The 25841-nt window shown below is 73.5% G+C and carries 25 protein-coding genes and 1 tRNA gene; 16 read left to right on the top strand and 10 right to left on the bottom strand.

Going from position 1 to position 25841, the window contains the following annotated elements:
- Positions 1–99: 99 nt before the first annotated feature.
- Both AC07FK_RS26800 and AC07FK_RS26795 read right to left on the bottom strand, forming a co-directional pair.
- A complete protein-coding gene (locus AC07FK_RS26800) occupies positions 100–1527 on the bottom strand; it encodes a sensor histidine kinase (RefSeq protein ID WP_479107504.1) in 1428 nt (475 codons plus the stop codon).
- Entirely contained in the window at positions 1524–2213 is a 690-nt protein-coding gene (locus tag AC07FK_RS26795; protein WP_479107503.1) for a response regulator transcription factor, read from the bottom strand. Before AC07FK_RS26795 ends, AC07FK_RS26800 begins: the two co-directional genes overlap by 4 nt.
- A gap of 76 nt (positions 2214–2289) precedes the next feature.
- On the opposite strand from AC07FK_RS26795, the gene AC07FK_RS26790 reads away from it, so the two are divergent.
- Entirely contained in the window at positions 2290–2874 is a 585-nt protein-coding gene (locus AC07FK_RS26790; RefSeq protein ID WP_479107502.1) for a hypothetical protein, read from the top strand.
- Positions 2875–2913: 39 nt separating this feature from the next.
- On the opposite strand, the gene AC07FK_RS26785 is transcribed toward AC07FK_RS26790, so the two are convergent.
- Positions 2914–3780, bottom strand: coding sequence for a spermidine synthase (locus AC07FK_RS26785; protein WP_479107500.1), 867 nt, complete (start codon positions 3778–3780; stop codon positions 2914–2916).
- Positions 3781–3881: 101 nt separating this feature from the next.
- Positions 3882–4385: a hypothetical protein gene (locus AC07FK_RS26780; RefSeq protein WP_479107651.1), complete on the bottom strand. Its 504-nt coding sequence runs from the start codon at positions 4383–4385 to the stop codon at positions 3882–3884.
- 238 nt (positions 4386–4623) lie between these two features.
- Here AC07FK_RS26780 and AC07FK_RS26775 point away from each other — a divergent pair, with 238 nt between their 5' ends.
- A complete protein-coding gene (locus AC07FK_RS26775) occupies positions 4624–5967 on the top strand; it encodes a hypothetical protein (RefSeq protein WP_479107499.1) in 1344 nt (447 codons plus the stop codon).
- A gap of 89 nt (positions 5968–6056) precedes the next feature.
- Here AC07FK_RS26775 and AC07FK_RS26770 read toward each other — a convergent pair whose 3' ends face one another.
- Positions 6057–6653 (bottom strand): histidine phosphatase family protein, encoded by a 597-nt coding sequence (locus AC07FK_RS26770; protein WP_479107498.1) that lies wholly within the window; start codon positions 6651–6653, stop codon positions 6057–6059.
- A 227-nt stretch (positions 6654–6880) separates the two neighbouring features.
- Between AC07FK_RS26770 and AC07FK_RS26765 the strand changes: the two genes are divergently transcribed.
- The 7 genes from AC07FK_RS26765 (at position 6881) to AC07FK_RS26735 (ending at position 13369) form a co-directional block, all read left to right on the top strand.
- Positions 6881–7831 carry a phosphatase PAP2 family protein gene (locus AC07FK_RS26765; protein WP_479107650.1) on the top strand — a complete coding sequence of 317 codons (951 nt, stop codon included), beginning with the start codon at positions 6881–6883 and terminating at the stop codon, positions 7829–7831.
- A complete protein-coding gene (locus tag AC07FK_RS26760) occupies positions 7716–8909 on the top strand; it encodes a hypothetical protein (protein WP_479107497.1) in 1194 nt (397 codons plus the stop codon). Before AC07FK_RS26765 ends, AC07FK_RS26760 begins: the two co-directional genes overlap by 116 nt.
- 118 nt (positions 8910–9027) lie before the next feature.
- On the top strand, positions 9028–10623 hold the full coding sequence (locus tag AC07FK_RS26755; protein WP_479107496.1) for a hypothetical protein: 1596 nt from the start codon (positions 9028–9030) through the stop codon (positions 10621–10623).
- A 118-nt stretch (positions 10624–10741) separates the two neighbouring features.
- Complete coding sequence (locus tag AC07FK_RS26750; RefSeq protein WP_479107495.1) at positions 10742–12097, top strand: AAA family ATPase; 1356 nt, start codon at positions 10742–10744, stop codon at positions 12095–12097.
- A gap of 85 nt (positions 12098–12182) precedes the next feature.
- The gene (locus AC07FK_RS26745; RefSeq protein ID WP_479107494.1) at positions 12183–12524 is read left to right on the top strand and encodes a hypothetical protein; all 342 of its coding nucleotides are present in this window, start codon (positions 12183–12185) and stop codon (positions 12522–12524) included.
- Between the two features lie 157 nt (positions 12525–12681).
- A complete protein-coding gene (locus tag AC07FK_RS26740; RefSeq protein ID WP_479107493.1) occupies positions 12682–13305 on the top strand; it encodes a bifunctional DNA primase/polymerase in 624 nt (207 codons plus the stop codon).
- A tRNA-Lys gene (locus AC07FK_RS26735) sits at positions 13296–13369 on the top strand. Before AC07FK_RS26740 ends, AC07FK_RS26735 begins: the two co-directional genes overlap by 10 nt.
- A gap of 63 nt (positions 13370–13432) precedes the next feature.
- On the opposite strand, the gene AC07FK_RS26730 is transcribed toward AC07FK_RS26735, so the two are convergent.
- Complete coding sequence (locus AC07FK_RS26730; protein WP_479107492.1) at positions 13433–14737, bottom strand: M6 family metalloprotease domain-containing protein; 1305 nt, start codon at positions 14735–14737, stop codon at positions 13433–13435.
- Positions 14738–15072: 335 nt separating this feature from the next.
- On the opposite strand from AC07FK_RS26730, the gene AC07FK_RS26725 reads away from it, so the two are divergent.
- Positions 15073–16908 (top strand): putative bifunctional diguanylate cyclase/phosphodiesterase, encoded by a 1836-nt coding sequence (locus AC07FK_RS26725; RefSeq protein ID WP_479107491.1) that lies wholly within the window; start codon positions 15073–15075, stop codon positions 16906–16908.
- A gap of 38 nt (positions 16909–16946) precedes the next feature.
- Here AC07FK_RS26725 and AC07FK_RS26720 read toward each other — a convergent pair whose 3' ends face one another.
- From AC07FK_RS26720 to AC07FK_RS26710, 3 genes are all read right to left on the bottom strand, one after another.
- Positions 16947–18008 (bottom strand): LLM class flavin-dependent oxidoreductase, encoded by a 1062-nt coding sequence (locus AC07FK_RS26720; protein ID WP_479107490.1) that lies wholly within the window; start codon positions 18006–18008, stop codon positions 16947–16949.
- Positions 18009–18187: 179 nt separating this feature from the next.
- Positions 18188–18907 (bottom strand): maleate cis-trans isomerase family protein, encoded by a 720-nt coding sequence (locus AC07FK_RS26715; RefSeq protein WP_479107649.1) that lies wholly within the window; start codon positions 18905–18907, stop codon positions 18188–18190.
- 2 nt (positions 18908–18909) lie between these two features.
- Positions 18910–19698 (bottom strand): maleate cis-trans isomerase family protein, encoded by a 789-nt coding sequence (locus tag AC07FK_RS26710; RefSeq protein WP_479107489.1) that lies wholly within the window; start codon positions 19696–19698, stop codon positions 18910–18912.
- Positions 19699–19804: 106 nt separating this feature from the next.
- Between AC07FK_RS26710 and AC07FK_RS26705 the strand changes: the two genes are divergently transcribed.
- The gene (locus tag AC07FK_RS26705; protein WP_479107488.1) at positions 19805–20755 is read left to right on the top strand and encodes a D-2-hydroxyacid dehydrogenase; all 951 of its coding nucleotides are present in this window, start codon (positions 19805–19807) and stop codon (positions 20753–20755) included.
- Positions 20748–22151: an amidase gene (locus tag AC07FK_RS26700; protein ID WP_479107487.1), complete on the top strand. Its 1404-nt coding sequence runs from the start codon at positions 20748–20750 to the stop codon at positions 22149–22151. Before AC07FK_RS26705 ends, AC07FK_RS26700 begins: the two co-directional genes overlap by 8 nt.
- Here the strand turns inward: AC07FK_RS26700 and AC07FK_RS26695 are convergent.
- Positions 22126–22638 (bottom strand): DUF3830 family protein, encoded by a 513-nt coding sequence (locus AC07FK_RS26695; protein WP_479107486.1) that lies wholly within the window; start codon positions 22636–22638, stop codon positions 22126–22128. The two genes, AC07FK_RS26700 and AC07FK_RS26695, sit on opposite strands and share 26 nt — an antisense overlap.
- A gap of 96 nt (positions 22639–22734) precedes the next feature.
- Here AC07FK_RS26695 and ehuB point away from each other — a divergent pair, with 96 nt between their 5' ends.
- Genes ehuB through ehuA form a run of 4 tightly spaced genes read left to right on the top strand, consistent with a single transcriptional unit; the run spans position 22735 to position 25706 of the window.
- Positions 22735–23637: an ectoine/hydroxyectoine ABC transporter substrate-binding protein EhuB gene (ehuB, locus tag AC07FK_RS26690; protein WP_479107485.1), complete on the top strand. Its 903-nt coding sequence runs from the start codon at positions 22735–22737 to the stop codon at positions 23635–23637.
- Positions 23634–24308, top strand: a complete 675-nt coding sequence (ehuC, locus tag AC07FK_RS26685) for an ectoine/hydroxyectoine ABC transporter permease subunit EhuC (RefSeq protein ID WP_479107484.1) — start codon at positions 23634–23636, stop codon at positions 24306–24308. The genes ehuB and ehuC overlap by 4 nt, the downstream gene beginning before the upstream one ends.
- Positions 24305–24955, top strand: a complete 651-nt coding sequence (gene ehuD, locus AC07FK_RS26680; protein WP_479107483.1) for an ectoine/hydroxyectoine ABC transporter permease subunit EhuD — start codon at positions 24305–24307, stop codon at positions 24953–24955. Before ehuC ends, ehuD begins: the two co-directional genes overlap by 4 nt.
- Entirely contained in the window at positions 24945–25706 is a 762-nt protein-coding gene (gene ehuA, locus AC07FK_RS26675; protein ID WP_479107482.1) for an ectoine/hydroxyectoine ABC transporter ATP-binding protein EhuA, read from the top strand. The genes ehuD and ehuA overlap by 11 nt, the downstream gene beginning before the upstream one ends.
- The last annotated feature ends 135 nt before the right edge of the window (positions 25707–25841 follow it).

Raw genomic sequence — 25841 nt, 5'->3', positions numbered from 1 at the left:
GGTGCGGCAGCACGCTAGCGAGCGGGAAACGGACAAATGACCGGTTCGGCACGGGCCTTGCGGATCTTAGGGCGCCGTTAAGGAAGGCATGGGAGCCAGTTAAAGCTTCACGTCGAAAACGCGCCGGGGCGCCGCGCCCGCCCGCTTGCGCCGCCCCAGCCGGTGACCGCTCCGGTCCCCCGCCGCGCGCCGCCCGTCGAGCCCGAGCCCGATCCAGATGCGGACCTCCGTACCGCCGAGCACCGAGTGCCCGATGCGCACGTCGCCGCCCGTGGACTCCGCGACGCGCCGCACGATGTCCAGGCCGAGGCCGGTGGACCCGTCCCTGCCGCCGCTGTTGCCGCGCACCAGCGCCGCCTCCGGGTCGGCGATGCCGGGGCCCGCGTCCGAGACGAGGACGATGACGGCGTCCTCGCCGTTGTGCACGTCCACCGAGAACGCCGTGCCCACCGGGGTGTGCCGGAAGACGTTGCCCAGCAACGCGTCCAGCGCTGCGGCCAGTTCGGGGCGGGCGACCGGGATGCGGACCGGCCGCTCCACGCCCGCGAGCCGCACCTTCCTGCCCTCGTCCTCCGCCAGCGCCGACCAGAAGTCCATGCGTTCGCGCACGACTTCGGAGACGTCGCAGCCCGCACCGGGCCCGTGGCCGGCGGCTCCCTGCGTCTGGGACCGCTGGTCGCGCGCCGTACGGATGATCGTGTCGACCTCGCGCTCGAGCTGCTCGACCGCCGCCCTGGTCTGCTCGGCGGCCGGGCCCTCGCCCAGCGACGCGGCGTTCAGGCGCAGCACCGTCAGCGGGGTGCGCAGCCGGTGGGAGAGGTCGGCGGCCAGTTCCCGCTCGTTGGCGAGGAGCTGGACCACCTGGTCGGCCATGGAGTTGAACGCGACGGCGGCGGACCGCAGTTCGGTCGGCCCCTCCTCCGGCACCCGTACGCCGAGCCTGCCCTCGCCCAGGTCGTGCGCCGCGCCCGCGAGCCGCTGGGCGGGCTGGACCATCCGTACCCCGAGCCGGTCCGCGACCGCCACCGAGCCCACGATCAGGGCGATCCCGACCCCTGCCAGCACGAGCCACGCCGTGGCCACGCCGTTGCTGACGTCGTCCTCGGGCACGAAGACCTCGACGACGGCGATCTTCCCGCTGGCGACCGCGGTGGGCTGGAGCAGCGCGAAGCCGCCCGGCACCTCCGAGATCGAGGCGCGGCCGATCTCCCGCGTGGTCTCCAGGTCGCGCTGCGCCGCCCGCCGCCGCCCGATCTCCAGCGGCTGACCACCCGCTTCGCCGGAGGCCGGGACGTGCACCGCCATGCGGCCCTCGATGCCGACCTCGGTGGTCTGCACGGCCCGGTCGAGCGAGTCGCGGTCGGTGGTGATGGAGAGGGTGGGGCCGATGGTGGCGGCCCACCGTTCGGCGTTGGAGAAGGCCCGGTCGCGGGCCATCTCCTTGATGACGAGTCCGAGCGGTACGGCGAAGGCCACCACGACCATCGCCGTGACGGCCAGGCTCACCTTGACCAGCGCCCATCTCATCGCGGCGGCTCCAGCTTCACGCCGACGCCGCGCAGGGTGTGCAGATAGCGGGGGCTGGCCGCCGTCTCACCGAGCTTGCGGCGCAGCCACGACAGGTGCACGTCGATGGTCTGGTCGTCGCCGTAGCTCTGCTGCCACACCTCGGCGAGCAGTTCCTTGCGCGGTACGACGACTCCGGGCCGCCCCGCGAGGAACGCCAGCAGGTCGAACTCGCGGCGGGTCAGGTCGAGCCGCCCGCCGTCCAGCTCCGCCTGCCTGCGCAGCGGGTCGATGGACAGACCGCCGACCCGGAGCACCCGGGACGGCGGCTCGGCCCCCGCGGCGGAGCGGGCGCGCCGCAGCACGGCGGCCATGCGGGCGGACAAGTGCTCGACGGAGAACGGCTTGACGAGGTAGTCGTCGGCGCCGTCGTTGAGCAGCCGGACGATCTCCGCCTCGTCGTCGCGCGCGGTGGCGATGATCACGGGCACGTCGGTGATGCCGCGCAGCATCTTGAGCGCCTCCGACCCGTCGAGGTCGGGCAGACCGAGGTCGAGCACGACCACGTCGAAGCGGAAGTGTGCGACCTCGCGCAGCGCCTCGAGTGCCGTGCCGACGCTGCGCACCGTGTGGGCGGCTTCGGTCAGGTGCCGGATGAGGGCGGAACGTACGAACTGGTCGTCCTCGACCACGAGCACACTTGCCATGGGCGGCACCGTACGCCATACGGGTGATGCCGGTCCCGCTGGGACGGTGTGGGACGGGTGGTGCAGTATGGCCCGGATGCAACGAGGATTCGTACACGCGGTCGCGTGGTCGCTCGCCACGGGCGCGGCGGTCACGCTGTCCTGGTGGGGCGTGCACACGGTGATGTCGGGGACGGCGTACGACCCTCCGCAGGCGCTCCCGGTCCCCACCGACCTGCCCGCGCGCAGCGGCACCCCGCAGGGCGCGAAGCCGCAGGCGTCGTCGACGCGCCGCCCGGCGGCCGCGGGGGACGACGCGAAGCCGTCCCGGTCACCGGAGCGTTCCCAGTCGCCCGCCGGAACCCCGGCCGGCCGGAGCGCCCCTCCCCCGAGCCGTACGCCGGACGGTCCGGGCAGCCCGCCGGCCTCCCGCGCGCAGCCCCCGGCGCCCGCGAACGACGGCCAGGTCAAGAGCTACAGCACCGACGGCGGCCGGGTCACGTTCGACCTGGGGAAGACCTCCGCCTCACTGGTCTCGGCGACGCCGGCGACCGGCTGGTCGATGCAGGTCTGGAAGGACCCGAACTGGATCCGGGTCGAGTTCACGGGGGGCGCGGCGAGCGTCTCGGTCTTCTGCACCTGGCACCACCACGCGCCGACGGTCGAGATCGTGAAGTCCTGACCTGACCTCACTGCCGGAAGTCTCCCGGCCGGCAAGGCCCTACTGGAAGGCGGACGCCGGCGGTTCCGGTGAGGGCCGCGCGCTCGCGTCGGTGACGGCGGCGGCGCCCCCGGTGAAGTCGGCCAGTCCCCGGCCGTGTTCCACCCGCCCGGGATGCGGGTCGGTCGCGACGCGCCGGGTCCATTCGGCGACGGGCAGCGTGCGCTCCGAGGCCAGCAGCACCGCGTTCCCGAAGCGGCGGCCGCGCAGCACGGCCGGGTCGGCGGCCAGGGCCAGTTCGGGCCAGACGGTGCCCGCGGTCGCGATCTGGCCGCGCAGGTACGCGAGCGGCGGTCCGTCCGCGAGATTGGCCGCGTAGAAGCCGCCGGGCTTGAGCGCCCTGCGTACGTCGGCGAGGAATTCGGCGCTGGTGAGGTGTCCGGGCGTACGCGCGCCGCCGAACACGTCCGCGACGACCAGGTCCGCCCAGCCGTCCGGCACCTTGCCGAGGCCGGCGCGGGCATCGAGCGAGCGGACGCGGATCCGGGCCTGGGCGTCCAGCGGGAGTTCCCTGCGCACCAGTTGGACGAGCGCCGCGTCCAGCTCCACGATCTGCTGGGTGGAGCGCGGCCGGGTGGCGGCGGCGTAGCGGGCGAGGGTGAAGGCGCCGCCACCCAGGTGCAGGACGGTCACGGGCTGTCCCGGCGGGGCGGTCAGGTCGATGACGTGGCCGAGCCTGCGCTGGTACGCGAAGTCGAGGTGGGACGGGTCGTCCAGGTCCACGTGGGACTGCGGGGCGCCGTCGATGAGCAGGGTCCAGCCGCGCGGGCGGTCCCGGTCGGGTATGAGCTCGGCGAGTCCGCCGTCGACCTGCGCGACGACGGGCTCGGGGGCGGCGCGCTCGCGCCGCTTGTTGTTCTTTGCCACGCAGCCAGTATCGGCCGCGCGGCTCCCCGGCGTTTCCGGCGGTGCCCCGGCCTGCGGCGATGCCCTACGCGCCGCTCGTGCGGCGGCGCACCGGCCGGCCCTCAGCGCACGCGGTCGGCCGCTTCGATCAGCCGGGCCGCCTCGCCGAGCGCGGCTCTGAGCACGGCCGGGTCGGTGACCGGGCCGGTGTCGGTGGGCGGCAGCAGCCAGCCGGTCCCGGAGACGGGCGGCTCCGGGACCAGCGGCGGGGCGTCCGCCCCGATGTCGCCGGTCAGGGCGGCGGGCAGGCGCAGGCCGCGCCCGGCGGTCTGCGTACAGGCGCTGCCCGGCAGGTCCCAGCCGTCGGCGGTGCCCGGGGGCACCAGGAAGCCGAGGGTGGCGCACGAACCGTCGTGCAGGACCGGCCCGACGGCGGGGGCGGACGCCCGGCGGAGGATGTCCACCGCTTCGAGGCCCTGGCGGACCGGGACGGTCACCAGGTCGCACGGTCCGACGCCCGCACCGGCGGCGGAGGCGGGTACGGCGCTGAAGTCCTGACTGGGCCGGTGCCGGGCCGTCGACCGTGAGCCGGCCCGCGAGCCCGTCCGTGCGCCGCTGATCTCCATGTCGGCCTCCAACAAGGGAACCCCTCCTCGCTCGAGTGGGAGCCGCGCTCCCTCTCCTCAAGGTTCAACGCGCGGCACTGTCAACGGCTACGGCGCCGCGCCGCCGCAAAGGATGGCAGTTCATGGCAGATCAGGGATGAGATATCCCGTTTGTATCGAAACACCGTGTGTCCGAGCCGTCACAGCCGGTACGTTTTTGCTCCGCCGAAGCACGCGAACCCTGCGGGAGGTCTTGGTCATGCAGAACAACGACTTCCGCCGACTGCGAGGGTCTCGTTCACCGGCCGAATTCGCCGCCGCGGTCCGCAGGGCGGCGCGTGAGATCGGTGAACAGGTCGCATGCGACGCCCGCTACATCGGGCGCGTCGAGGCCGGCGAGATCCGCTGTCCCAACTACGCGTACGAGCGCGTCTTCCTGTACATGTTCCCCGGCCTGACGCTGGCGGACCTGGGCTTCTCGGCCCGTGAAACGGTACGTGGCAGGGGGGCGCGCACCACCACGACCCCTAGCCACAGCGACGAGGAGAGCGACGTGCTGCGTCGCGCGTTCATGACGAGCGGCACCGCCACGATGGCGGCCGCATCCCTGGGACTCGGCACCGCGCCGGGAGCCTGTGCCACCCCTCCCACGGCCGCGGAGGACACGCCCGGCACACCGGGCGCGCACCGCCGGGTCGGTGAGGCCGAGGTGAGCGCCGTGGAGGACGCGGTGCGCCAGATCCGGCTGCTCGACGACCGGCACGGCGCCGACGGCCTCTACAAGCGGGCCGCGCTGCCGCTGCGCACCGCGTACGCCCTGCTGGAGGCGAGCACGACGTCCGGCAGGTCGATGGCCGACCGGCTGCACGCCGGCGCCGGTGAACTGGCCCTCTCGGTGGGCTGGCTGGCGCACGACTCGGGCCGCTTCGACGACGCGCGCTCGCACTACGCGGAGGCGCTGGCGACGGCCAGGGTGGCCGGCGATCCGGCGCTGGAGGCCCACGCGTTCAGCAACTCGGCGTTCCTGGCGCGCGACACCGGGCGGCCGCGCGAGGCGGTACGGGCGGCCCAGGCGGGGCAGCGTGCGGCACGGCACGTGGCGTCGCCCCGGCTGCTGTCGCTCCTCACCCTGAGGGAGGCCGGCGGCTGGGCCGGGCTCGGTGACCGCAGCGGCTGCGAACAGGCGCTCACCCGCGCCAAGGCGCTTTTCGAGCGCGGCACGGCCGAGGCCGATCCCGAGTGGATGAGCTTCTTCGGGCAGGCGGAACTGGAGGGCCTGGAGGCCCAGTGCTGGTCGGCGCTCGGCGACTGGGCGCGTGCCGCGCGGCACGCCCGGCGCGCGGCGGCGCTCCAGGACCCCCACTTCACCCGGAACCTGGCCCTCTACAGCGCGGAACTCGCCGACGACCTGGCCCGCGCGGGAGCGCCGGACGAGGCGGCGGCGGTGGGAGAGGGCGTGCTGGACCTGCTGGAGGACGTCCAGTCCTCCCGCGTACGCACGATGGTGGCCGAGACGACCCGCGTCCTGCTGCCGCACCGCCGTTCGCCCTCGGTGGCCCCGTTCCTGACACGGCACGCGGCCACTTCGCGCAGCAGCGCCTGAGCCGGCGCGCCCGCGCGCCGCACCACCGGCTGGCGGACGGCCGTACGCACCGTCCTCAGCACTTCACGGAGGCCGCGGGCGGGCGCGGGTCAGCCGGCCAGGTGGCCGGTGTCGTTCCAGCGCTCGATCGCCGGGTCGCCGTACGCCCAGCCGAGCACCGACAGGGACGTCGGGTCCAGCCGGATGCGGGCGGCGAACGAGACGTCCAGGCCGAGCCAGCGCGCGCCCAGCGCGCGCAGGATGTGCCCGTGGGCGAAGACGAGGGCGTCGCGGTCGGCCGAGTGCGCCCAGGCGATGACCTCGTCGGCGCGGTCCGAGAGCTGCTGGAGCGTCTCGCCGCCCGGCACGCCGTCGCGCCAGATGAACCAGTCGGGGCGCTGCGCCTTGATCTCGGTGGGCGTCATGCCCTCGTACGCCCCGTAGTCCCACTCCATCAGGGCGTCCCACTCCTGCGCGCGGGCGCCGAACCCGGCGATGGCGCAGGTCTCGCTCGCGCGCCGGAGCGGGCTCGTGCGCACCTCGACGTCCGGCAGACCGTCCAGCGGCGCGCGGTTCAGGCGCTCGCCGAGCAGCTTCGCGCCGCGGCGGCCCTCGTCCAGCAGGGGGATGTCGGTCCTGCCGGTGTGCCTCCCGGACAGGGACCATTCCGTCTGTCCGTGCCGGGCCAGCAGGATGCGCGGTGCCATGACGATGTCTCCCTGGACGGTGCGAAGAGGACGTGCTGAAGGTCTCGAGCGGAGCGCTTCACCAGCGGAAGGCGCCGCCCGTCCCATCATCGCGCACGTGCCGCACGGGCAACCTCCGGGGCGTTTTCCACGTCAACCTACCTGCGCACCCGGTGCGCACACGTGTTCTTGTACACCGTACGGTTGAAAGGGTGGCCAGCCAGCCCGCAGGCCGCACACGCAGACAAATGGAGAGCGTCCGGATGCAGGACACCGCGCCCCGCCCAAGGCCCCGCTGGTGGACCGAACTGCTGCTCGTCGTGGTCGTCTACGCCGCCTACAGCGGCGGCCGTCTGCTCGTGCGCGGCGGCGAGCCGGCGGCCGTCGAGCACGGCCTGGCGATACTGCGCGCCGAGAAGCTCCTGCGTCTCAACGCCGAGCACCCCCTCAACCGGCTCTTCACGGAGCACTCCTGGCTCGGGATACCCGCCGACTTCGCGTACGCGTCCCTGCACTACCTCGTCACCCCCGCCATCCTCGTCTGGCTGTTCAGACGCCGCGGCGCCCACTATCGCGCCGCCCGGACCTGGCTCATGCTGTCGACCCTGCTGGGCCTCGTCGGCTTCACGTTCCTGCCGACCTGCCCGCCGCGCCTGCTCGACGCGAGCCACGGCTTCGTCGACACGATGGCGCAGTACAGCGTGTACGGCTGGTGGGGCGCCGAGGCGAGCGCGCCGCGCGGGCTCGGCGGCATGACCAACCAGTACGCGGCGATGCCGAGCCTGCACGTGGGCTGGGCGCTGTGGTGCGGGGTGATGCTGTGGCGGCACGGGCGTACGCCGCTGATGAGGTGGCTGGGTGTCGCGTACCCGCTGCTGACCACTTTCGTGGTGATGGGGACGGCCAACCACTACTTCCTCGACGCGGTCGCGGGAGCCGGCGTGATGGGCCTGGGAGCGGCCCTGACCAGGCCCTTCATGCGTCTGGTCGACCGGTTCGCACCGCGACCGGCACCGGCGGCCGGCCGGACGGAGTCCGTGGTCTCCGACGGTGTTGTCAGTGGTGGATGCGAGACTTCCGAGGGTGAGCGAATCCCTGGGCAGCGGACCCGAACCCACACCTCCGCGCGTGCCTTCGCAGGCGACGGCTCCGACGCGGACGCGGGAGCCGGCGACGACGCTCCGGCAGCGGCTCGCTGAGCTGCGCGGCCCGTCCGCCGCGCCGCTGCCGATGGACGCGCGTGCGCTGGCGGCGCTGGCCGCGAACCCGGGGTGCAGACGCCGCGCGCTGCTCGACGGCGCGGGGGTGAACAAGGCGGCGCTGGCGGCGGTGCTCGGCTCCCCCTCCGCCTTCGGCCAGTCGCAGTTCGCCTTCATGCGGGGCAACGCCTTCGAGGCCCGGGTCAAGGCCGACGGCGGCACGGAGCTGATGCGGCTGCTGTACGAGCGGATGGGCGCCGGCGGTGAGCCGCCCGTCCCGGGCGGGACACGCGTACCGGACCTGTCGGCGGCGGGCCCGGAGGGCCGGGCGGCCCGTACGGCGCTGGCGCTGCGGGAGGCCACGGCGGCCGGGACCTGGTCGCTGCTGGACCATCCGATGCTGGCCCTGGAGGTGGCGGGCTCCCCCGCGTACCTGGAGCCGGACGCGGTGGTGGTGCACCCCGACGGGCACTGGACCGTCGTCGAGATCAAGTCCTTCCCGATGATCGACGACTCGGCCGACGCGGCGAAGGTGGGCGCGGCGGCCCGCCAGGCGGCGGTGTACGTCCTGGCGCTGGAGCGGGTGGCGGCGAAGGTGACGGACGCCCGGGTGGGGCACGCGGTGCTGCTGGTCTGCCCCAAGGACTTCTCGAACCTGCCGGCGGCGTCGGTCGTCGACGTACGCAAGCAGCGGTCGGTGACCCGGCGCCAGCTGGAGCGCCTCACGCGCATCGAGGACCTCGCCGCCGCGCTTCCCGACGGCACGACCTTCGACCTGGACCGCCCGGCGGAGGAACTGGCCTCGGCGGTCGCGGCGGTGGACGCGGCGTACGCCCCCGAATGCCTGGCCGCCTGCGAGCTGGCCTTCCACTGCCGCGAGAAGGCGCGGACGGCGGGCGCGGTGGAGGCGCTGGGGCGCAGTGTGCGCGGCGAGCTGGGCGGCCTGACGACGATCGGCGAGGTCCTCGCGGCGGCGGAGGGCTCGGCGGGCGACCCGGACGACCCGACGGTGGCCGCCCTGCGCCGGGCAGCGGCCCTGCGGTCGGAGGCGCTGGCCGGAGCGGAGGCCCGGTGCTGACGCCGCTCCCCGCCCGGCTCACCGGTCCCGACCGTGCGCCGCGGCCCGCGCGGGGCCGCGCCCTGCCGGCCTCCTCCGCCCACCGCCGGACCGCCCACCGCCGAACGAAAGGCGCCGCATGTCGCTGATCAGCACGCTCGCGCGGCTCGACGCCGTACGCAGCGGGCGGGCGCAGCCCCTGGCCACCGTCCGGCACCGGCACCTGTCCGAGCGCCCGATGGTGTTCGTTCCGCTGACCACCGCGGGCGAGGCCGGGGCGCCGCTTGGCGCGCTCGTCGGGACCGACCGGGACGCGCCTCGGCTGCTCGCCGTGACGCAGCCGCGCGACCGCGACCTGCGGTTCGCGTTCCTCGCGGAGCTGGCCGAGACGGTCCTGCCGTACATCGACGGATACGCCGACGACGTCGAGGCGGCCGAGCGCAACGAGACCGACCCCGAGACCGGCAAGCGGGTCAAGGTCGCGGTGGAACTGTGCGCGGACGCGCCGCAGTTGATCGTGCCGAGCCGCGCCGGCATCGAGTACGTACGGCTTCTGGGGCGGTCCATGCGCTTTCGGCGTACGGCCGACCAGGACCCGGACACGCCCTACCCCGCGCCGCCGCACATCCCGCTGCTCGGCCGCTGGCTGACGCACTTCGGGGAGCGGGCCCGGGTCCCGGGGTCCTCGCTGCTGCTCGCCGCGACCGATCTGCTGGGCCGGCACTGGGCGACCGGCCAGTCGAGCCTGGAGGACCAGCACCTGGGCGCGCTGCTCGCCTGGATCGATCCGTACGGCGCGGCGGACGGGTCCGGCGCGCGGGCCGCGCTGCGGGCGGAGCTGGAGCGGGACGCGGACGGGCTGCTGGTGTGCCCGCCGGCCGGTCCGGCGACCGACCCGGCGTTCGACAACAAGCTGCTCGCCCCCGCCATCGACCGCTACGACCGGGCCCGCAAGGCCCTCGCCGCCGCCGAGGACGGGCTGGCGGCCGACGCGCACCTCGGTGAACTGGCCGCCGCCGAGCGGCACGTCCGCGAACTGCTCGCCGCGCAGATGCGGCCCACGTGGGACGCGGTGTGGCGCGGACTCGATTTGCTGCGGGAGCTGCCGGAGGGAGCGCGGGCGGCGGACCGCTGGACGCGCGACCGGTGGTCGTACACCGGCCACCGCGACCGCGTACGGGCCGGGGAGCCGCCGCAGCCCCGGCGCGACGACGCGGTGACCGCCGCGCGGAAGCTCGCCGCGCGGGAGACCGCGCAGGCGCAGCTGGAGGCGCAGGAGGCGCTCGACGATCCGCTGGTGATGGCCGGGCGCCGGCTGGCGGGCGAGGCGTTCACCAGTGAAGTGCTGGACGTGGTGATGACCATGAGCGAGGGCGGGCGGCCGAGCCCCCGCCCCCTGGTCACCGTCCGCACGGACGACGCCCCGCACCTGGGCGAACGCGTGAAGGTCTACCGGTCGCTGGACGGCAGGCCGCAGACGGCCGAGTTCGTACGGTACGAGGAGGAGCCCGGCGTCCTGGTCCTGCGGGTGACCGACAAGATGGGCCGGGCCAAGGAGCCGGCCCCCGGGTCCGTGCCGGAGAAGGGCGAGCGCGTCTGCTGGACCCTCTTCGAACACGACCAGCGCGGCGGCCCTCGGCTGCCCGAGCCCGAGGCGACGCCCTGGACCCACGGCGGCCCGCCCGGCGCCGGCCCGGAACGCCCGGACCCGGTGACGGCGGAGGACATCCTGTGAGCCTCCGCGCTCCCGTTCCCCGCACACCCGCGACCGCGCCGCCGTCGCTTCCGGCCGCCGGCCGGTGCGCCGGCCCCCGGCCCGACCGCCCCGCCCGCATGTCCCCGGAGGACGTTTCGTGAACCAGCCCCTGCCCGCGGGAGCGCCGCGCTTCGACCCCGGCGCCGAGGCCGGCCGCGCGACGGCGGCGATCCTCCACGACACGCTGCACGGCGCCCACCGGGGCGTCGTCGTGGACTCGCCGCCCGGCGCGGGCAAGTCGACGCTCGTGGTGCGGGCCGCGCTGGAACTGGCCGCCGCGGGGCGTCCGTTGATGGTGATCGCGCAGACGAACGCACAGGTCGACGACCTCGTCCTGCGGATCGCGGAGAAGGCGCCGGACCTCCCGGTCGGCCGTCTCCACAGCAGCGACACCGACCCGTACGACAAGGCCCTCGACGACCTGGGACACGTACGCAAGTCCGCGAAGGTTGCCGACCTGGCGGGCCTGGACGTCGTGATCTCGACGGCCGCGAAGTGGGCGCACGTGAAGACCGCGGAGCCGTGGACGCACGCGATCGTCGACGAGGCGTATCAGATGCGCTCGGACGCGCTGCTGGCCGTGGCGGGGCTCTTCGAGCGGGCGCTGTTCGTCGGCGACCCGGGCCAGCTGGACCCGTTCTCGGTCGTCGGCGCCGAGCAGTGGGCGGGGCTGTCGTACGACCCGTCGGCGAGCGCGGTCTCGACCCTGCTGGCGCACAACCCCGAACTCCCGCAGCACCGCCTGCCCGTGTCCTGGCGGCTGCCGGCCTCGGCGGCGCCGCTGGTCTCGGACGCGTTCTACCCGTACACGCCCTTCCGCAGCGGTACGGACCACGGCGACCGGCGCCTCACGTTCGGCGTCCCCTCGGACGGCTCGGGACCGGACCGGGTGCTGGACGAGGCGGCCGCCTCGGGCTGGGGCCTGCTGGAGCTCCCGGCCCGCCACACGCCGCGCACGGACCCGGAGGCGGTGGGGGCGGTGGCCCAGGTCGTACGCCGCCTCCTGGACCGGGGCGGCGCGGCGGTCAGCGAGCGCTCCCCCGACCCGGTGCCGCTGACGGCGGACCGCGTCGCGGTCGGCACGGCCCACCGCGACCAGGCGGCGGCGGTCCGGGCGGCGCTGGCCGGCCTCGGCGTCACGGGGGTCGCGGTCGACACGGCGAACCGGCTCCAGGGGCGGGAGTTCGACGTGACGGTGGTGCTTCACCCGCTGTCGGGACGGCCCGACGCGACGGCGTTCCACCTGGAGACCGGCCGTCTGTGCGTGCTGGCTTCCCGGCACCGGCACGCGTGCGTGGTGGTGTGCCGGGAGGGGGTGGCGGGGCTGCTCGACGAGCATCCCTCGACGGAGCCGGTGCAGCTGGGCGTCACGGTCAAGTTCCCGGACGGCTGGGAGGCGAACCACGCGGTCCTCGCGCACCTGTCGGAACACCGCGTGCGGTACCGCGACTGAAGCGCACCGGAGGCCCACTTGCACGGTCCGGGACAATGGACGGTGGCCATCGAGCACACGTGGCCGCGAGAGGGAGGGAAACCCCATGGCGGAACCCGAGCGCACCGAGCGGCGGCTGCGCCCCGCGCCGCTGCTCTTCGAGCCTTCGGAGGCGGCCGCCGACCCCGAGCACTTCTTCGACCTGGAGTCGATGGAGGACCCCGGTGAGCTGCTGGAACGGGCCACGGAGCTGACGCTCGCGTTCCGGACCGCGACCGACCGGGCCACCGAGTTCCAGGCCATCGCGGCCGCGCAGCTCGCCGACCCCAAGCGTTTCGACCGGCTGTCGCCGGCGGACATCGCCCGGCGCGCCGACTGGACCGAGGACTACGCCAAGAAGATGGTCGAGTTCGGCCGCGATCTGCTGCGCGGCCCGAAGCACCAGTAGTCCCGTACCGGACCGGCCGTCCCTCGCGCATCCGGCGGACGGGGTCACGGGCTCATGGCATATGCCCGGCGGCAAGATACTCCTCTCCGCCCCACCCTGTCCCCGTTTCCCGCAACTCTGCGGAACGGAACAGCTACGGCCGGTAGATGTGGGTGTCATGACCGTCCTCCAGGAAACCGCTGTCCCCGCCTACCCGCATCCCACCGCCCCCGCCCAGGTCACCGCCGCCGGGGCCGCCTGGCTCGCCTCCGCCGCCGCGTACCCGCGCAGCACGCTCTCGCTCTGGGAGTCCCGTCCCACCGACGCGGGCGTCCTGCCCTGCGGCTCGGTGTTCGACGTGGTGAGCGCCCCTGCGGTGTTCGGCCGCCGGATGCTGGACCGGCTGTGGGCCGACGGGCCGGGGTCGGGTCCGGTCGCCACTCACCGGGGCCGCATGCTGCTCTTCGCCGCCCCCGGCACCGCCCAGCGCCTCCCCTCACTGCTCGCCTGGGAGCAGTGGGGCCGCGGCGCCGCCGAGGCCGCCGCGCCGCCGGTCCTGTGCCACGGCGCGGGCGACGCCGTGACGGTCCCCCCGCTCAGCGCCCCGGACGGTCCCGCCGGCGCGGGACCGCGCTGGCTGGTCGCCCCCGACGTGCGCCGTCCGTGGCTTCCGGGCGCCGAGGCGATGCTCTGGGCGTGCGTACGGGCGGCCCGCAGCGGCCCGGCGGACGAGCCCCGGATATCGATTTTTCCTCCCGCCGATCCGGGTGCTAATGTCTACGACGTCAGCAGGCGCCGCTAGCTCAGTTGGTTAGAGCAGCTGACTCTTAATCAGCGGGTCCGGGGTTCGAGTCCCTGGCGGCGCACAGACGGGAAGAGCCCCTCGCGGAAGCGGGGGGCTTTTTCGTGGTCCGCGGGCCTCGCCCGCCTCACGCCTCCGGCGTGATCCGTACGGTCCACGCCCCCGAGCGGGTGCGGTCCGCCACCTCCACCCGCGTCCCCTCCCCCGGCACCGTGAACGTCTCCCCCTCCCGTACCGGCGCGTCCGCCAGCGGCGGGTACACCGACCGGTCCCAGCACGCTTCGCTCTCCGGATGGGCGTCCACCACCTCGATCGGCCCGCCGCCCGACGCGGCCCCGTTGCGCACGCGGTAGATCAGCACCCCCTCCGTGCACAGCGACTCGTCGTTGCCGGACCCGCCGCGCGCCTCGATCGCCAGCACGCTGCCCTCCCCGGTCCGCACGACGGCGAGCCGCGTACCGCCCTGCTCGCCGGGGACCGGCTCCGCCGTCAGCGGTTCCAGCGTGAGATGGGTCGGGCCGGCGCCCGCCACGCAGGCCACCTGCCGGCGCTCCAGCCAGCCGAGCTTCCACTTGTGCCAGCCGAAGAGCTCGGGGGCGAGCCCGAACTGGCTTCCCATGACGTCCCAGTCGCCGACGTACGTGTCCCAGTCGCCCTTGCCGTCCACCGGCCGGTGGTAGAGGTCCGGCAGGTCGAAGACGTGGCCGGTCTCGTGGGCCAGCACGTTGCGGTCCGGCGGGTGCTGCTCGAAGACGGTGACGATGCGCCTGATGTCGCGGCCGTCGGCGTGCAGCGGCTTGTCGAAGTTGACGACCTTCGTCGCGTCGGAGTCGACGCCCGGCGCGTCCGGGTCCGCGACGAGGTAGACGATGTCGTACCGCGTGAAGTCCACGCGGTCGTCCGCCGCCGCCACCGCGTCGCGCAGGTAGGCGGTACGCCGCCCCGCGTCCCAGTCGCGCTCTATGCCGTACGCCGTCGAGTCCTGCGGCATCTCCACCCACTCGCGCTGCGGATGCGGCCGCAGCGCGAACTTTCCGTACGAGGCCCGCTCGAAGAAGTCACTGGTGGCCGGGAAGTAGTCGGCGGCCAGTTCGTCCGGGGTGGTCGTGGGCGCCGAGTCGGGGAACGCCAGGAAGATCATGACCGCGTCGAGCGTGTCCACGGGCCGGGGATAGGCGGGGTTCCAGGTGTCGAGGCCCAGCGAGTGGTGCGCCGCGGTGCGCGTCAGCACGCACGGCCCGTCGCCCCGCGCCGCCACAGCCGGCCCGGCGACGAGCGAGGTGGCGGCGAGCGCCGTGAGGGAGGTGAAGACGGCGGCCGTACTGCGCAGACGCTCGCGGCGGCATCGGCGGGACCGGTCGGCTCCCCCGGGTGTCTGCTGGCGGACCACGTCGACCTCCGGGTGCGGAAATACGGGGCACGCCACCCACATTGTTGGGTTTTGATGATGTATGCCCTGTTCCACTGCCCCACACGGGTGACCGGGGCTTCACACGTACCCGCCGGACCGACACGCCCAGCAGCACCCGCAGAGATCACGGAAAGTCACATTCGATCACGTAGGAACACCGCAAGGCGCACCTGTGCAGAAACGATCGTCCGTGAGCCTCGGGTGCTCCGCATCACGGCGGCGTAGCTGGAACGGCCCTGCCGACAGCCTCTATGATCGGCACACTTTCCTGCGTGGAGTACGCCCCTTGGGGGTCTCCACCCCGCCGACGACCCCGACGACATCTGTACGCGATCAATGCCCTGCGGGAGCGAACGGTGAGCGGAACCTCCGAAGAACCCGGTTCGGCCCCCGACACCATCCGATCGACCGTCACGCTGAGTGACGACGCGGACGCTTCGACGCCCGCGCCGCGCGACGCGTGCGGGCCGCACGACTACCGGGCCGCCTTCAACGCCGCGCACCTGGCCATGGCCGTCGTGGACCGCGAGGGCCTCGTCGTCACCGCCAACCCGCCCCTGGGCGTGCTCCTGGGCGCCGAAGCGCATCAGCTGCGGGACCAGTCCGCCGCGGACCTCCTCGACCTGGCGTCCGACGCCCGCAGCTTCCACGCGTACCTCGAAGTGCTCGCTGGCCGGCGCGCCCGCTTCCGCTGCACGCGCAGGCTCAAACACCGCGACGGGCGCTCGCTGTGGGCCGAGGTGACGGTCACGCCCGTACCGGGCGGCGGGAGCGTCCTGCTGTCGGTCACGGACACCAGCGACCGGCGCGAACTCCAGGCCAGGCTGCGCCATCTCCAGATGCACGACCCGGTGACCCGCCTCCCCAACCGGACGCTCTTCTTCGAGCGCCTCACCTCCGCGCTGGAGAACTCGGCGTACGACGACGGGGGCACCGGCCGGATCGGCGTCTGCTATCTCGACCTCGACGGGTTCAAGGCCGTCAACGACACCCTCGGCCACCGCGTCGGCGACCGGCTGCTGACCGCCGTCGCCTCACGGCTGGCCCGGTGCGCCGACCAGTACGGCTACGCAAGGGCCGGCGGCCATCTGGTGGCGCGGCTCGGCGGCGACGAGTTCGCGCTGCTCGTCGAGGACTCCACCGGTACGGAACAGCTCGCCGACCTGGCGCAGTCCGTGCTGACCGCCCTTCAGCAGCCGTTCGACCTGGCGGGGCAGCGGCTGGCGGTGTCCGCGTCCATCGGCGTCGTGGAGCGGGTCGCCGAGGGGACGACGGCGACGGGTCTGATGCAGGCGGCCGACACGACGCTGTACTGGGCCAAGGCGGACGGCAAGGCGCGCTGGACGCTGTTCGACCCCGAGCGCAACGCGCACCGGATGACCCGCCAGGCCCTGTCGAGCACGCTGCGCCCGGCCGTCGAGCGGGGCGAGTTCACACTGGAGTACCAGCCGCTGGTGGACCTGGAGGGCGGCGGCGTCCGGGGCGTGGAGGCGCTCGTGCGCTGGGAGCACCCGCAGTTCGGGACGCTCGCGCCGAATCGGTTCATCTCCATCGCCGAGGAGGACGGCTCGATCGTCCAGCTCGGCCGCTGGGTGCTGCGGACCGCCTGCCTGCAGGCCAGGCAGTGGCAGATCGCGCACCCCGGCACGCCGCCGATCTTCGTCAGCGTCAACGTCGCCGTGCGCCAGGTCTGGGACTCCGACCTCGTCGCCGACGTCGCCGGGATCCTCGCTGAGACGGGGCTCGCGCCGAACCTGCTCCAGCTGGAGCTGACCGAGTCGGCCGTCATGGGCTCGGCGGGGCGCCCGCTGCAGGCACTCCAGGCGCTGAGCGACATGGGCGTGCACATCGCAATCGACGACTTCGGGACCGGCTACTCGAACCTCGCCTACCTGAGCCGGCTGCCCGTCTCGGTGCTCAAGCTCGACGGGTCGTTCGTCCGGGGCTTCCAGGACGAGGCGCACGCGAACCCGGCCGACGAGACGATCGTCGAGGCGCTGGTGCAGCTCGCGCACCGGCTGGGGCTGACCGTCACGGCCGAGTGCGTGGAGACGTCGGGGCAGGCGGCGCGGCTGCGCCGGATCGGGTGCGACACGGGGCAGGGGTGGCTGTACTCGCGGGCGGTGACGCCGGAGCGGATCGCCGCGATGATCGCCGTCAGCCCGCAGGACCGGCCGGGCCTGCGGGTCTGACGCCGGCCGCGCGCGTCCGGCCGCCGGGGCTCGCGCGCTCAGGCGCGGGGCAGGCCGTACGCGTCCGCGATGAGCTCATAGCTGCGCAGGCGGGCGTCGCCGCCGTGCGCGTTGGCCGTGATCATCAGTTCGTCGGCGCCGGTGCGCTTGGCCAGGTCGTCGAGGCCGGCGCGGACGGCGTCCGGGGTGCCGTGGACGACGTTGCCGAGCCAGCTGTCGACGAACTCCCGCTCCAGTGGGCTGAACGCGTACGCCTCGGCCTCCTCCGGCGTCGGGATCAGCCCGGGGCGGCCGGTGCGCAGGCGGACCATCGACAGCGCCCCGGTCAGGACCTGCCGGCGGGCCTCCCGCTCGTCGTCCGAGGCGAGGGCCGAGACGCCGATGAGGGCGTACGGGGCGTCGAGGACGGCCGAGGGGCGGAACGACTCGCGGTAGAGGTCTAGCGCCGGGATCGTGTTCTGCGCCGAGAAGTGGTGGGCGAAGGCGAACGGCAGGCCGAGGGTGGCGGCGAGGCGGGCGCTGAAGCCGGACGATCCGAGCAGCCAGACCGGCGGGCGGGCGGAGGGGCCCTGGACGGGGCCGGGCACCGCGTGGATGCGGGCGTACGGGTGGCCGTCGGGGAAGTCGTCGTCGAGGAACCGGGTCAGCTCGGCGAGCTGCTGCGGGAACTCGTCGGCGCCCTCGTGGAGGCGCTCGGTGCGGCGCAGGGCGGCGGCGGTCGCGCCGTCGGTGCCGGGGGCGCGGCCGAGCCCGAGGTCGACGCGGCCGGGCGCGAACGCCTCCAGGGTGCCGAACTGTTCGGCGATGACCAGCGGTGCGTGGTTGGGCAGCATGACGCCGCCGGAGCCGAGGCGGATGCGCTCGGTGTGGGCGGCGATGTGGGCGAGGATCACGGCCGGGGAAGAGCTGGCGACGCCGGGCATGGAGTGGTGCTCGGCCACCCAGTACCGGTGGAAGCCGCGCGCCTCGGCCCGGCGGGCGAGGGCGACGCCGGTGCGCAGCGCTTGGGTGGCCGTGGTGCCGCTGCCCACCGTCGCCAGATCGAGTACGGAAAGGGGTACGGGCGCGCTGCCGCTCGCCGTGCCTCGGATCGCGTCCACCGGTGGGTCCTCCTGCGTAGTGCGGTGCGTACAACGAAGGCGGAAACAGGAGGGTGACTCCGGTTATTCCCGGCGGGCCGGACCGGGGCGCGAACGGGCGCCTTCCCCGCCGGCCGGCCCGCGCCTCTCGCCGGCCGGCCGGCCCACCGGGTGGCGGCGGTCGCCGGCGGCCCCCCGCGCTACCCCCGGCGGGCGAACAGCGCACCGAGGTGGTTCGTACGCACCCGCCGTCCCGCCAGGCGCAGCCCCTCCCAGACGGTGACCTGGTTCGCCGTGAGGACCGGCTTGCCCAGCGCCTCCTCCAGCTCCGGCAGGTACGCCGCCGTGTGCAGCGCCGTGTCCGGCAGCAGTACCGCCTCCGCGTCCGGACGGTCGCCCGCCCGGGCCAGCTCCAGCACCTCCTCGCGGCCCCACGTGCCGACCTCGGCCGCCGTGACGATGCCGCTGCCGTGCGTGGCGACGACCTCGGCGCCGGCCGCCTTCAGGAAGTCGGTGAAGTACGCCGCCACGTCGTCCGGATACGTCGCCGCCACCGCGACCCTGGCCGCGCCCACCTCCCGTACCGCGTGGGTGAAGGCGAACGACGTGCTGGAGGCCGGCAGGCCGGCCGCTTGGGCCAGCAGGCTCACCTGGTCCTGGGCGCCCACGTGGCCGTGCACGAAGCTTCCGCTCGTGCAGGCCCACACCACCGCCTCCGCGCCCGCGAGCCGCAGCTCCTCGACCCCGGCCGCCAGGCGCGCGGGCGAGCCCATCTCCAGGAGGGCGTCGACGCGGTGGGCGTCCTCGCCGATGTCGGTGTGCACGACGGAGAGCCGCACGTCGCTGTCGAGCAGCATTTCGATCCGCGGGTAGTCGTCCTCCGCGGAGTGGCCCGGATAGAGAAAGCCGACGGCTGTCATCATCACCCCTCTTGTTGTCGCTGCCGCTGTTGCCTGGACCGTTCCCGCGCCCTCTCCGCCTCGTCGATCAGCAGCCGCTGGTACGGGCCGACGGCGCAGGCGCCGATCAGCCGCAGGGCGGACCACATCGTGACCTGGTTCGCGGACAGCACCGGCATGCGCAGCTCGGCCTCCAGCTGCGGGATCACGTCGTACGTCGGCAGGTTCGTACAGCTGATGAAGAGGCAGTCCGCCGCCCCCGCCACCGCCTGTCTCGCCATGTCGACCACATCCCGGTAGGGGACTTTCCAGATGTGCCTGGTCAGCCCGAGGAAAGCGCGTCCTGTGACCGCTATCCCGGCCTGCCCGAGATATTCCTCCAGCGCACGGGTGACGGACTCGGTGTACGGGGTGACCAGGGCGATCCGCCGCGCGCCGAGTGCCGCGAGCGCTTCGAGCAGCGCCCCGGACGTCGTCACCGCGGGCAGCTCCCCGGCCCGGGCCATCGCCGCGCACATCGCCCGCTCGCCGGCCACTCCGCCGACGAAGCTCCCCGACGTACAGGCGTACGCGACGACTTCCGGCGCCACCGCGCACAGCGCCCGCACGGCCTCGCGCAGCGTCTCGTGCTCGCTGACGAGCCGGGCCAGGTCGAGGCTGACCTCGACGGGGACGAAGGGCGTACGGGTGAGATGCAGCGAGATCTCGTCGGGGACCCAGCGCCACAGTTCCCGGTCCAGCGCGAAGTCGAAGGGGGCCACGACGCCCACGCCGCGCTGCGGCCTCGGTCCGCCGAGGAAGGAGATGTCCAATGCGGCCCCCAGGTGCCGGTGTTGACGACCGTAGGTTCGGGTGCGAGCGTGGTCGATCCGTACAGCAATCCGTACATGTCAGACGTATCGAAGGGGTTTCGCCGCCATGTCCGAGGAGACCCTTCTCGTCCTCGACGCCGATCCGCCGCCCCGTCTGGGCCGACTGACCGGACGCGCCCGCATCCTGCACGGTGACGAGAACACGCTCGCCCGTCAACTCCCCCTGGCCGACGTACTGCTGGTCTGGGACTTCACCTCCGACGCCGTACGCCGCGCCTGGCCGGGCGAGGGCCCGCGGCCGCGCTGGGTGCACACCGCGAGCGCGGGCGTCGACCACCTCATGTGCCCCGAGCTGGTCGCGTCGGACACGGTGGTGACCAACGCCCGCGGGATCTTCGACCTGCCCATCGCGGAGTACGTGTCGGGCCTGGTCATCGCCATGGCGAAGGAGCTGCCCGGCACGCTGGAACTCCAGCGGCAGCGGCGCTGGCGGCACCGCGAGACCCAGCGGGTGGCCGGAAGCCGGGCGGTGGTCGTGGGGTCCGGGCCGATCGGCCGGGAGATCGCCCGGCTGCTGCGGGCGCTCGGGGTCGTCACGGCGCTGGTCGGGCGCACCGCGCGCCCCGGCGTGCACGGCGCGCACGATCTGACGCCGTTGCTCTCACGCGCCGACTGGGTGGTGTGCGCGGCCCCGCTGACGGACGCGACGCGCGGGATGTTCGACGCGGCGGCCTTCGGCGCCATGCCGCCGTCGGCCCGCTTCATCAACGTGGGGCGCGGCCCGCTCGTCGTCGAGGACGACCTCGTCGCCGCACTCCGGAAGCGGTGGATCGCGGGCGCGGCGCTGGACGTGTTCGCCGCGGAGCCGCTGCCGCCGCAGAGCCCGCTGTGGGACGTGCCCGGGCTGCTCGTGTCCCCGCACATGAGCGGCGACACGGTCGGCTGGCGGGACGAACTGGGCGCGCAGTTCGTCGAGTTGTACGAACTGTGGGCCGCGGGACGGCCGCTGCCGAACGTGGTGGACAAGAAACGTGGGTACGTCCCCTCCCATGACTGACCTGAGCGCACTGACCGCCCGTCAACTGCTGGCCGGGTACGAGAAGGGTGAGTTCTCCCCCGTCGACGCGACCCGCGCCGCCCTGGCCCGGATCGAAGCCGTGGAACCGCTCGTCAACGCGTTCGTCCGGGTCGACGCGCGGGAAGCACTCGCCTCGGCGGAGGCGTCCGCCGCGCGGTGGCGCGGGAAGGAGCCGCTGGGGCTGGTCGACGGCGTGCCGGTGTCGGTGAAGGACCTGCTGCTGATGCGGGGCGGGCCGACGCTGCGGGGCTCCAGGACCGTGCGGCCGGCGGCGAAGTGGGACGAGGACGCCCCGTCGGTCGCACGGCTGCGGGAGCACGGCGCGGTGCTCCTCGGCAAGACGACCACGCCGGAGTTCGGGTGGAAGGGCGTCACCGACTCGCCGCTGTCCGGCGTGACCCGCAATCCGTACGATCCGTCCCGCACGGCGGGAGGGTCCAGCGGCGGCAGCGCGGCGGCCGTGGCGTACGGGGCCGGGCCGCTGTCGCTCGGCACGGACGGCGGCGGTTCGGTCCGCATCCCGGCGTCGTTCTGCGGGATCTTCGGCCTGAAGCCGACGTACGGCCGGGTGCCGCTGTACCCGTCGAGCCCGTTCGGGACGCTCGCGCACGCGGGCCCCATGACGCGGGACGCGGCGGACGCGGCGCTGCTGATGGACGTCGTCAGCGGTCCCGACTGGCGCGACTGGTCGCAGCTGGCGCCCGGCGGAAGCATGACCGCCGCCCTGGACGGCGGGGTGAAGGGACTGCGGGTGGCGTACTCCGCGTCCTTCGGCGGACAGGTGGCGGTGCGCCCCGCCGTGGCGGCGGCGGTACGCGGGGCGGCGGAGCGGCTGGCCGGGCTCGGCGCGTACGTCGAGGAGGCGGACCCGGACTTCGCGGATCCCGTGGAGGCCTTCCACACCCTGTGGTTCAGCGGGGCCGCCCGGCTGCTCCAGCACCTGCGCACGGAGCAGCGGGATCTGCTGGACCCGGGGCTGCGCGAGATCGCGGCGCGGGGCGCCCGGTACAGCGCGCTGGACTACCTGGCGGCGGTCGACGCCCGCATGGAACTGGGCCGCCGCGCGGGCCGGTTCCACACCACGTACGACCTGCTGCTCACGCCGACTCTGCCCGTCACCGCGTTCGAGGCGGGGGCCGAGGTCCCGAAGGGGTCGGGTCACCGCCGCTGGACCGGGTGGACCCCGTTCACGTACCCCTTCAACCTCACGCAGCAGCCCGCCGCGACCATGCCCTGCGGCCTCGACGCCGACGGCCTTCCCGTCGGCGTCCAGCTGGTGGCCGCCCGTCACCGGGACGACCTGGTGCTGCGCGCGGCGCACGCGCTGTACGGGGCGGGAGCGGCCGGGATCAGCCGGGCGCCCGGCCGCGCCTGAACGTCAGGGTCTCGCCGAGCGCGCCGGCGCGCCAGAGGTCCTGGCATGCTTCCGCCATGCGGTCGAGACCCTCCACGACCGTGCCCCAGACGATGCCGGGGACCCAGCCGGTGTCGCCGTTGAGCAGCAGGTTGTTGCGCTCGTAGAACAGGGCGAGATCGACGACGCCCTGACCGGGCCGGATGGCGGGTGCGGGGCCGTAGCCGTGGGAGGCCGTGCCGAGTTGGGTGTCGGAGAAGGCGAAGTAGCAGAGGTCACCGGGGACGGGTGTGACGGTGGGGTTCTCCAGCGGCGGTTCCTGCTCCGCGAAGGGCGCGACCAGGGCGTAGATCTCGTTGCGGGCGTACTTGGCGTGGTAGACGTCCCCGCCCAGGGGGAGCGCCCGCCACACCGCCTCGCAGGTGACCGGGGCCCGGTCGTCCAGGAGTTTCGCGGTGCAACGCACACCGCGCTTGTCGAGCGATACGTCCACGAATCGGTCGGTCATCTCCTCATGGTCCCCACGGGGTCAAGGGCGCAGCCGCCGTGAGACCGGCTGGAACTCGTCGGCATGCCCGGCCTGAAGTGGGGTAGCCGCGCGCCCATGGCTCCACCACCAGGGAACGACTCAGGCAGCACCACCCGACATTCCATACGCCGGCGCTCGCTTCTGCTCGGCACGGCCGCGCTGGGCGCCGCGGGGGCGCTCGGCGCCGCCGGCTGCGCGAAGGTGCCGTCGGGCGACACGCTCGCCCGGCTCAGATCGCAGGGCACGGTCCGGCTCGGCATCGCCGGTGAGGCCCCGTACGGCTACATCGACGAGCAGGGCGAGTTCACCGGTGAGGCGGTGGAACTGGCCAAGGTGATCTTCAAGCGGCTCGGGGTGCCGAAGGTGCAGCCCTCCCCGACCGACTTCTCCTCACTGATCCCCGGCCTCCAGTCGCAGCAGTTCGACGTGGTCTCCGCCGGGATGTACATCAACAAGGAACGCTGCGCCCAGGTCCTCTTCGCGGATCCCGAGTACCAGATGCTCGACTCGTTCATCGTGCGCAAGGGCAACCCGAAGAACGTCCACTCGTACCAGGACGTCGTCGCGAGGAAGGCGAAGATCGCCAGCGGCGCCGGATACGCCGAGATCGATTACGCGGTCGCCGCGGGCGTCCCGCGCGAGGAGATAGCCATCTTCCAGGACCCGGTGGCGGGCCTGAACGCCGTGGAGTCCGGCCGGGTCGACGTCTTCGCGGGCACCGCGCTGACCGCCCGCGGCGTGGTGAAGAAGAGCACGAAGGCCGAGGCGACCAAGCCCTTCGCGCCGCTCGTGGACGGAAAGAAGAAGGTGGACGGCGGCGGCTTCGCCTTCCGGCTCGACGACACGGAACTGCGCGACGCCTTCAACGTGGAGATCCACCGGATGAAGAAGAGCGGCGAACTGTTCCGGATCCTGCGGCCGTTCGGCTTCACCGAGGCGGAGATGACCACGATGACCGCAGAGGAGCTGTGCGCATGACAGCCGGACTGTGGACGCAGTGGATACTCCCCGGCATCTGGATCACGATCCAGCTGACGGTGTACAGCGCCGCCCTGGCCACCGCCGTGGCCTTCGGCATCGGAATCGCCCGTACGCACCGCTCCCGCGTCGTCCGCTTCCTCGCGGGCTTCTACACGGAGGTCTTCCGCGGCACGTCCGCGCTGGTGCTGATGTTCTGGCTGTTCTTCGTGATGCCGGGACTCTTCGGCTGGGCGCTCGTCCCGATGTGGGCGGCCGTCCTGGCCCTGGGACTCTCGTACGGCGCGTACGGGGCCGAGGTCGTGCGGGGCGCGCTGAACTCGGTCGCCCCGGCGCAGCGTGAGGCGGGCGTCGCGCTCAGCTTCACCCCCTGGCAGCGGATGCGGCTGATCCTGCTGCCGCAGGCGGTGCCCGAGATGATCCCGCCCTTCAACAACCTGCTGATCGAGCTGCTCAAGGGCACCGCGCTCGTCTCGCTGCTCGGTGTGGCCGACACGTCGTTCTCCGCCTATCTGGTGCGCCTGGCCACCCAGGAGAGCGTGGAGATCTACTCCGTGACCCTGGTGATCTACTTCGTGATCGCCTTCGTCCTCACCCGGGGCATGCGGGCCCTCGAACGCAAGACCAAGGCCGGTGTCGGGATCACCGCCGGAGCCGGAGGGGCGCGATGAACAACTGGGACTGGTCCGCGGTCGCGGACTTCATGCCGGCGTTCCGGGACGGCCTGCTCGTCACCCTCCAGGTGCTGGTGCTCGGCTCGCTGCTCTCCTTCACGCTCGGCCTGGTCTGGGCGATCGGTTACCGCGGCCCGCGCTGGGTCCGCTGGCCGGTGAACGTCGTCACCGAGTTCATCCGCAACACCCCGCTGCTGGTGCAGCTGTTCTTCTTCTACTTCGTGCTGCCGGAGTGGGGTCTCCAGGCGTCGGCGCTGACCACCGGCACCCTGGCGATCGGGCTGCACTACTCGACGTACACGGCGCAGGTCTACCGGGCGGGCATCGACGCCGTCCCGGCCGGGCAGTGGGAGGCGGCCACGGCGCTCAGCCTGCCGGCGTCGCGCACATGGTGCGCGGTGATCCTCCCGCAGGCGATCCGGCGAATCGTCCCCGCTCTGGGCAACTACGTGATCTCGATGCTGAAGGACACTCCGCTGCTCATGGCCATCGGCGTGCTGGAGATGCTCCAGCAGGCCCGGCTGGCGAGCGCGCAGACCTTCCAGTACGCCGAGCCGCTGACCGTCGTCGGCGTCGCCTTCATCCTCATCGCCTACCCGGCTTCTCTTCTCATGCGAGCCCTGGAGCGTCGTCTTGTCCGCTGACCCGAACCCCCACGCCAACGAGCTGATCCGTTTCGACCACGTCACCAAGCGGTTCGGCGACAACACCGTCCTGGACAACCTCTGCTTCTCGGTCGAGACCGGGAAGCACGTGACCCTCATCGGGCCGTCCGGCTCCGGCAAGACCACGATCCTGCGGCTTCTGATGACCCTGGTGAAGCCGGACGAGGGCGTGATCAGGGTGAACGGCGGGCAGCTCTTCCCGGCGGGCGAGAAGGAGGTACGCGAGGTCCGCAAGAACATCGGCATGGTGTTCCAGCAGTTCAACCTCTTCCCCAACATGAGCGTCCTGCGCAATGTCACCGAGGCGCCGGTCCGGGTCCTCGGCATGTCGAAGGACGAGGCCGCCGAGCGCGCCAAGGGCCTGCTGGACCTGGTCGGGCTCGGCGACAAGCACGACGTGCGGCCCACCCAGCTCTCCGGCGGCCAGCAGCAGCGGGTCGCCATCGCGCGGGCGCTGGCCATGCGTCCGCAGGTGCTGCTCCTGGACGAGGTGACGTCGGCGCTGGACCCGGAGCTGGTGGCGGGCGTGCTCGACGTCCTGCGTGACATCGCCCGTACGACGGACATCACGATGCTCTGCGTCACGCACGAGATGAACTTCGCGCGGGACATCTCGGACGAGGTGCTGATGTTCGACGCGGGGCGGGTCATCGAGTCCGGGTCCCCGGAGAAGATCTTCGGCGATCCGGAGCACGCACGTACGCGCGAGTTCCTCGGCGCGGTGCTCTGACCAGGCGGTCGGGGCGAAATCCTGCCGTTGGCATATGCCGTAGTGGGGGGGGGGGGGGGGGGGGGGGGGGGGGGGGGGGGGGGGGGGGGGGGGGGGGGGGGGGGGGGGGGGGGGGGAGAAGAGGGTGGGAGGGGA

The sequence above is a fragment of the Streptomyces sp. NPDC046122 genome (assembly GCF_056429965.1).
This window is presented reverse-complemented; position numbering and strand designations above follow the sequence as displayed.

Excerpts from the sequence above, each read along its gene's own strand:
- AC07FK_RS26800 (WP_479107504.1), bottom strand. The coding sequence starts at position 1,527 with ATGAGATGGGCGCTGGTCAAGGTGAGCCTGGCCGTCACGGCGATGGTC.
- AC07FK_RS26795 (WP_479107503.1), bottom strand. The coding sequence starts at position 2,213 with ATGGCAAGTGTGCTCGTGGTCGAGGACGACCAGTTCGTACGTTCCGCC.
- AC07FK_RS26790 (WP_479107502.1), top strand. The coding sequence starts at position 2,290 with ATGCAACGAGGATTCGTACACGCGGTCGCGTGGTCGCTCGCCACGGGC.
- AC07FK_RS26780 (WP_479107651.1), bottom strand. The coding sequence starts at position 4,385 with ATGGAGATCAGCGGCGCACGGACGGGCTCGCGGGCCGGCTCACGGTCG.
- AC07FK_RS26775 (WP_479107499.1), top strand. The coding sequence starts at position 4,624 with ATGCAGAACAACGACTTCCGCCGACTGCGAGGGTCTCGTTCACCGGCC.
- AC07FK_RS26770 (WP_479107498.1), bottom strand. The coding sequence starts at position 6,653 with ATGGCACCGCGCATCCTGCTGGCCCGGCACGGACAGACGGAATGGTCC.
- AC07FK_RS26765 (WP_479107650.1), top strand. The coding sequence starts at position 6,881 with ATGGAGAGCGTCCGGATGCAGGACACCGCGCCCCGCCCAAGGCCCCGC.
- AC07FK_RS26755 (WP_479107496.1), top strand. The coding sequence starts at position 9,028 with ATGTCGCTGATCAGCACGCTCGCGCGGCTCGACGCCGTACGCAGCGGG.
- AC07FK_RS26745 (WP_479107494.1), top strand. The coding sequence starts at position 12,183 with ATGGCGGAACCCGAGCGCACCGAGCGGCGGCTGCGCCCCGCGCCGCTG.
- AC07FK_RS26740 (WP_479107493.1), top strand. The coding sequence starts at position 12,682 with ATGACCGTCCTCCAGGAAACCGCTGTCCCCGCCTACCCGCATCCCACC.
- AC07FK_RS26730 (WP_479107492.1), bottom strand. The coding sequence starts at position 14,737 with ATGTGGGTGGCGTGCCCCGTATTTCCGCACCCGGAGGTCGACGTGGTC.
- AC07FK_RS26715 (WP_479107649.1), bottom strand. The coding sequence starts at position 18,907 with ATGACAGCCGTCGGCTTTCTCTATCCGGGCCACTCCGCGGAGGACGAC.
- AC07FK_RS26705 (WP_479107488.1), top strand. The coding sequence starts at position 19,805 with ATGTCCGAGGAGACCCTTCTCGTCCTCGACGCCGATCCGCCGCCCCGT.
- AC07FK_RS26700 (WP_479107487.1), top strand. The coding sequence starts at position 20,748 with ATGACTGACCTGAGCGCACTGACCGCCCGTCAACTGCTGGCCGGGTAC.
- AC07FK_RS26695 (WP_479107486.1), bottom strand. The coding sequence starts at position 22,638 with ATGACCGACCGATTCGTGGACGTATCGCTCGACAAGCGCGGTGTGCGT.
- ehuB (WP_479107485.1), top strand. The coding sequence starts at position 22,735 with ATGGCTCCACCACCAGGGAACGACTCAGGCAGCACCACCCGACATTCC.
- ehuC (WP_479107484.1), top strand. The coding sequence starts at position 23,634 with ATGACAGCCGGACTGTGGACGCAGTGGATACTCCCCGGCATCTGGATC.
- ehuD (WP_479107483.1), top strand. The coding sequence starts at position 24,305 with ATGAACAACTGGGACTGGTCCGCGGTCGCGGACTTCATGCCGGCGTTC.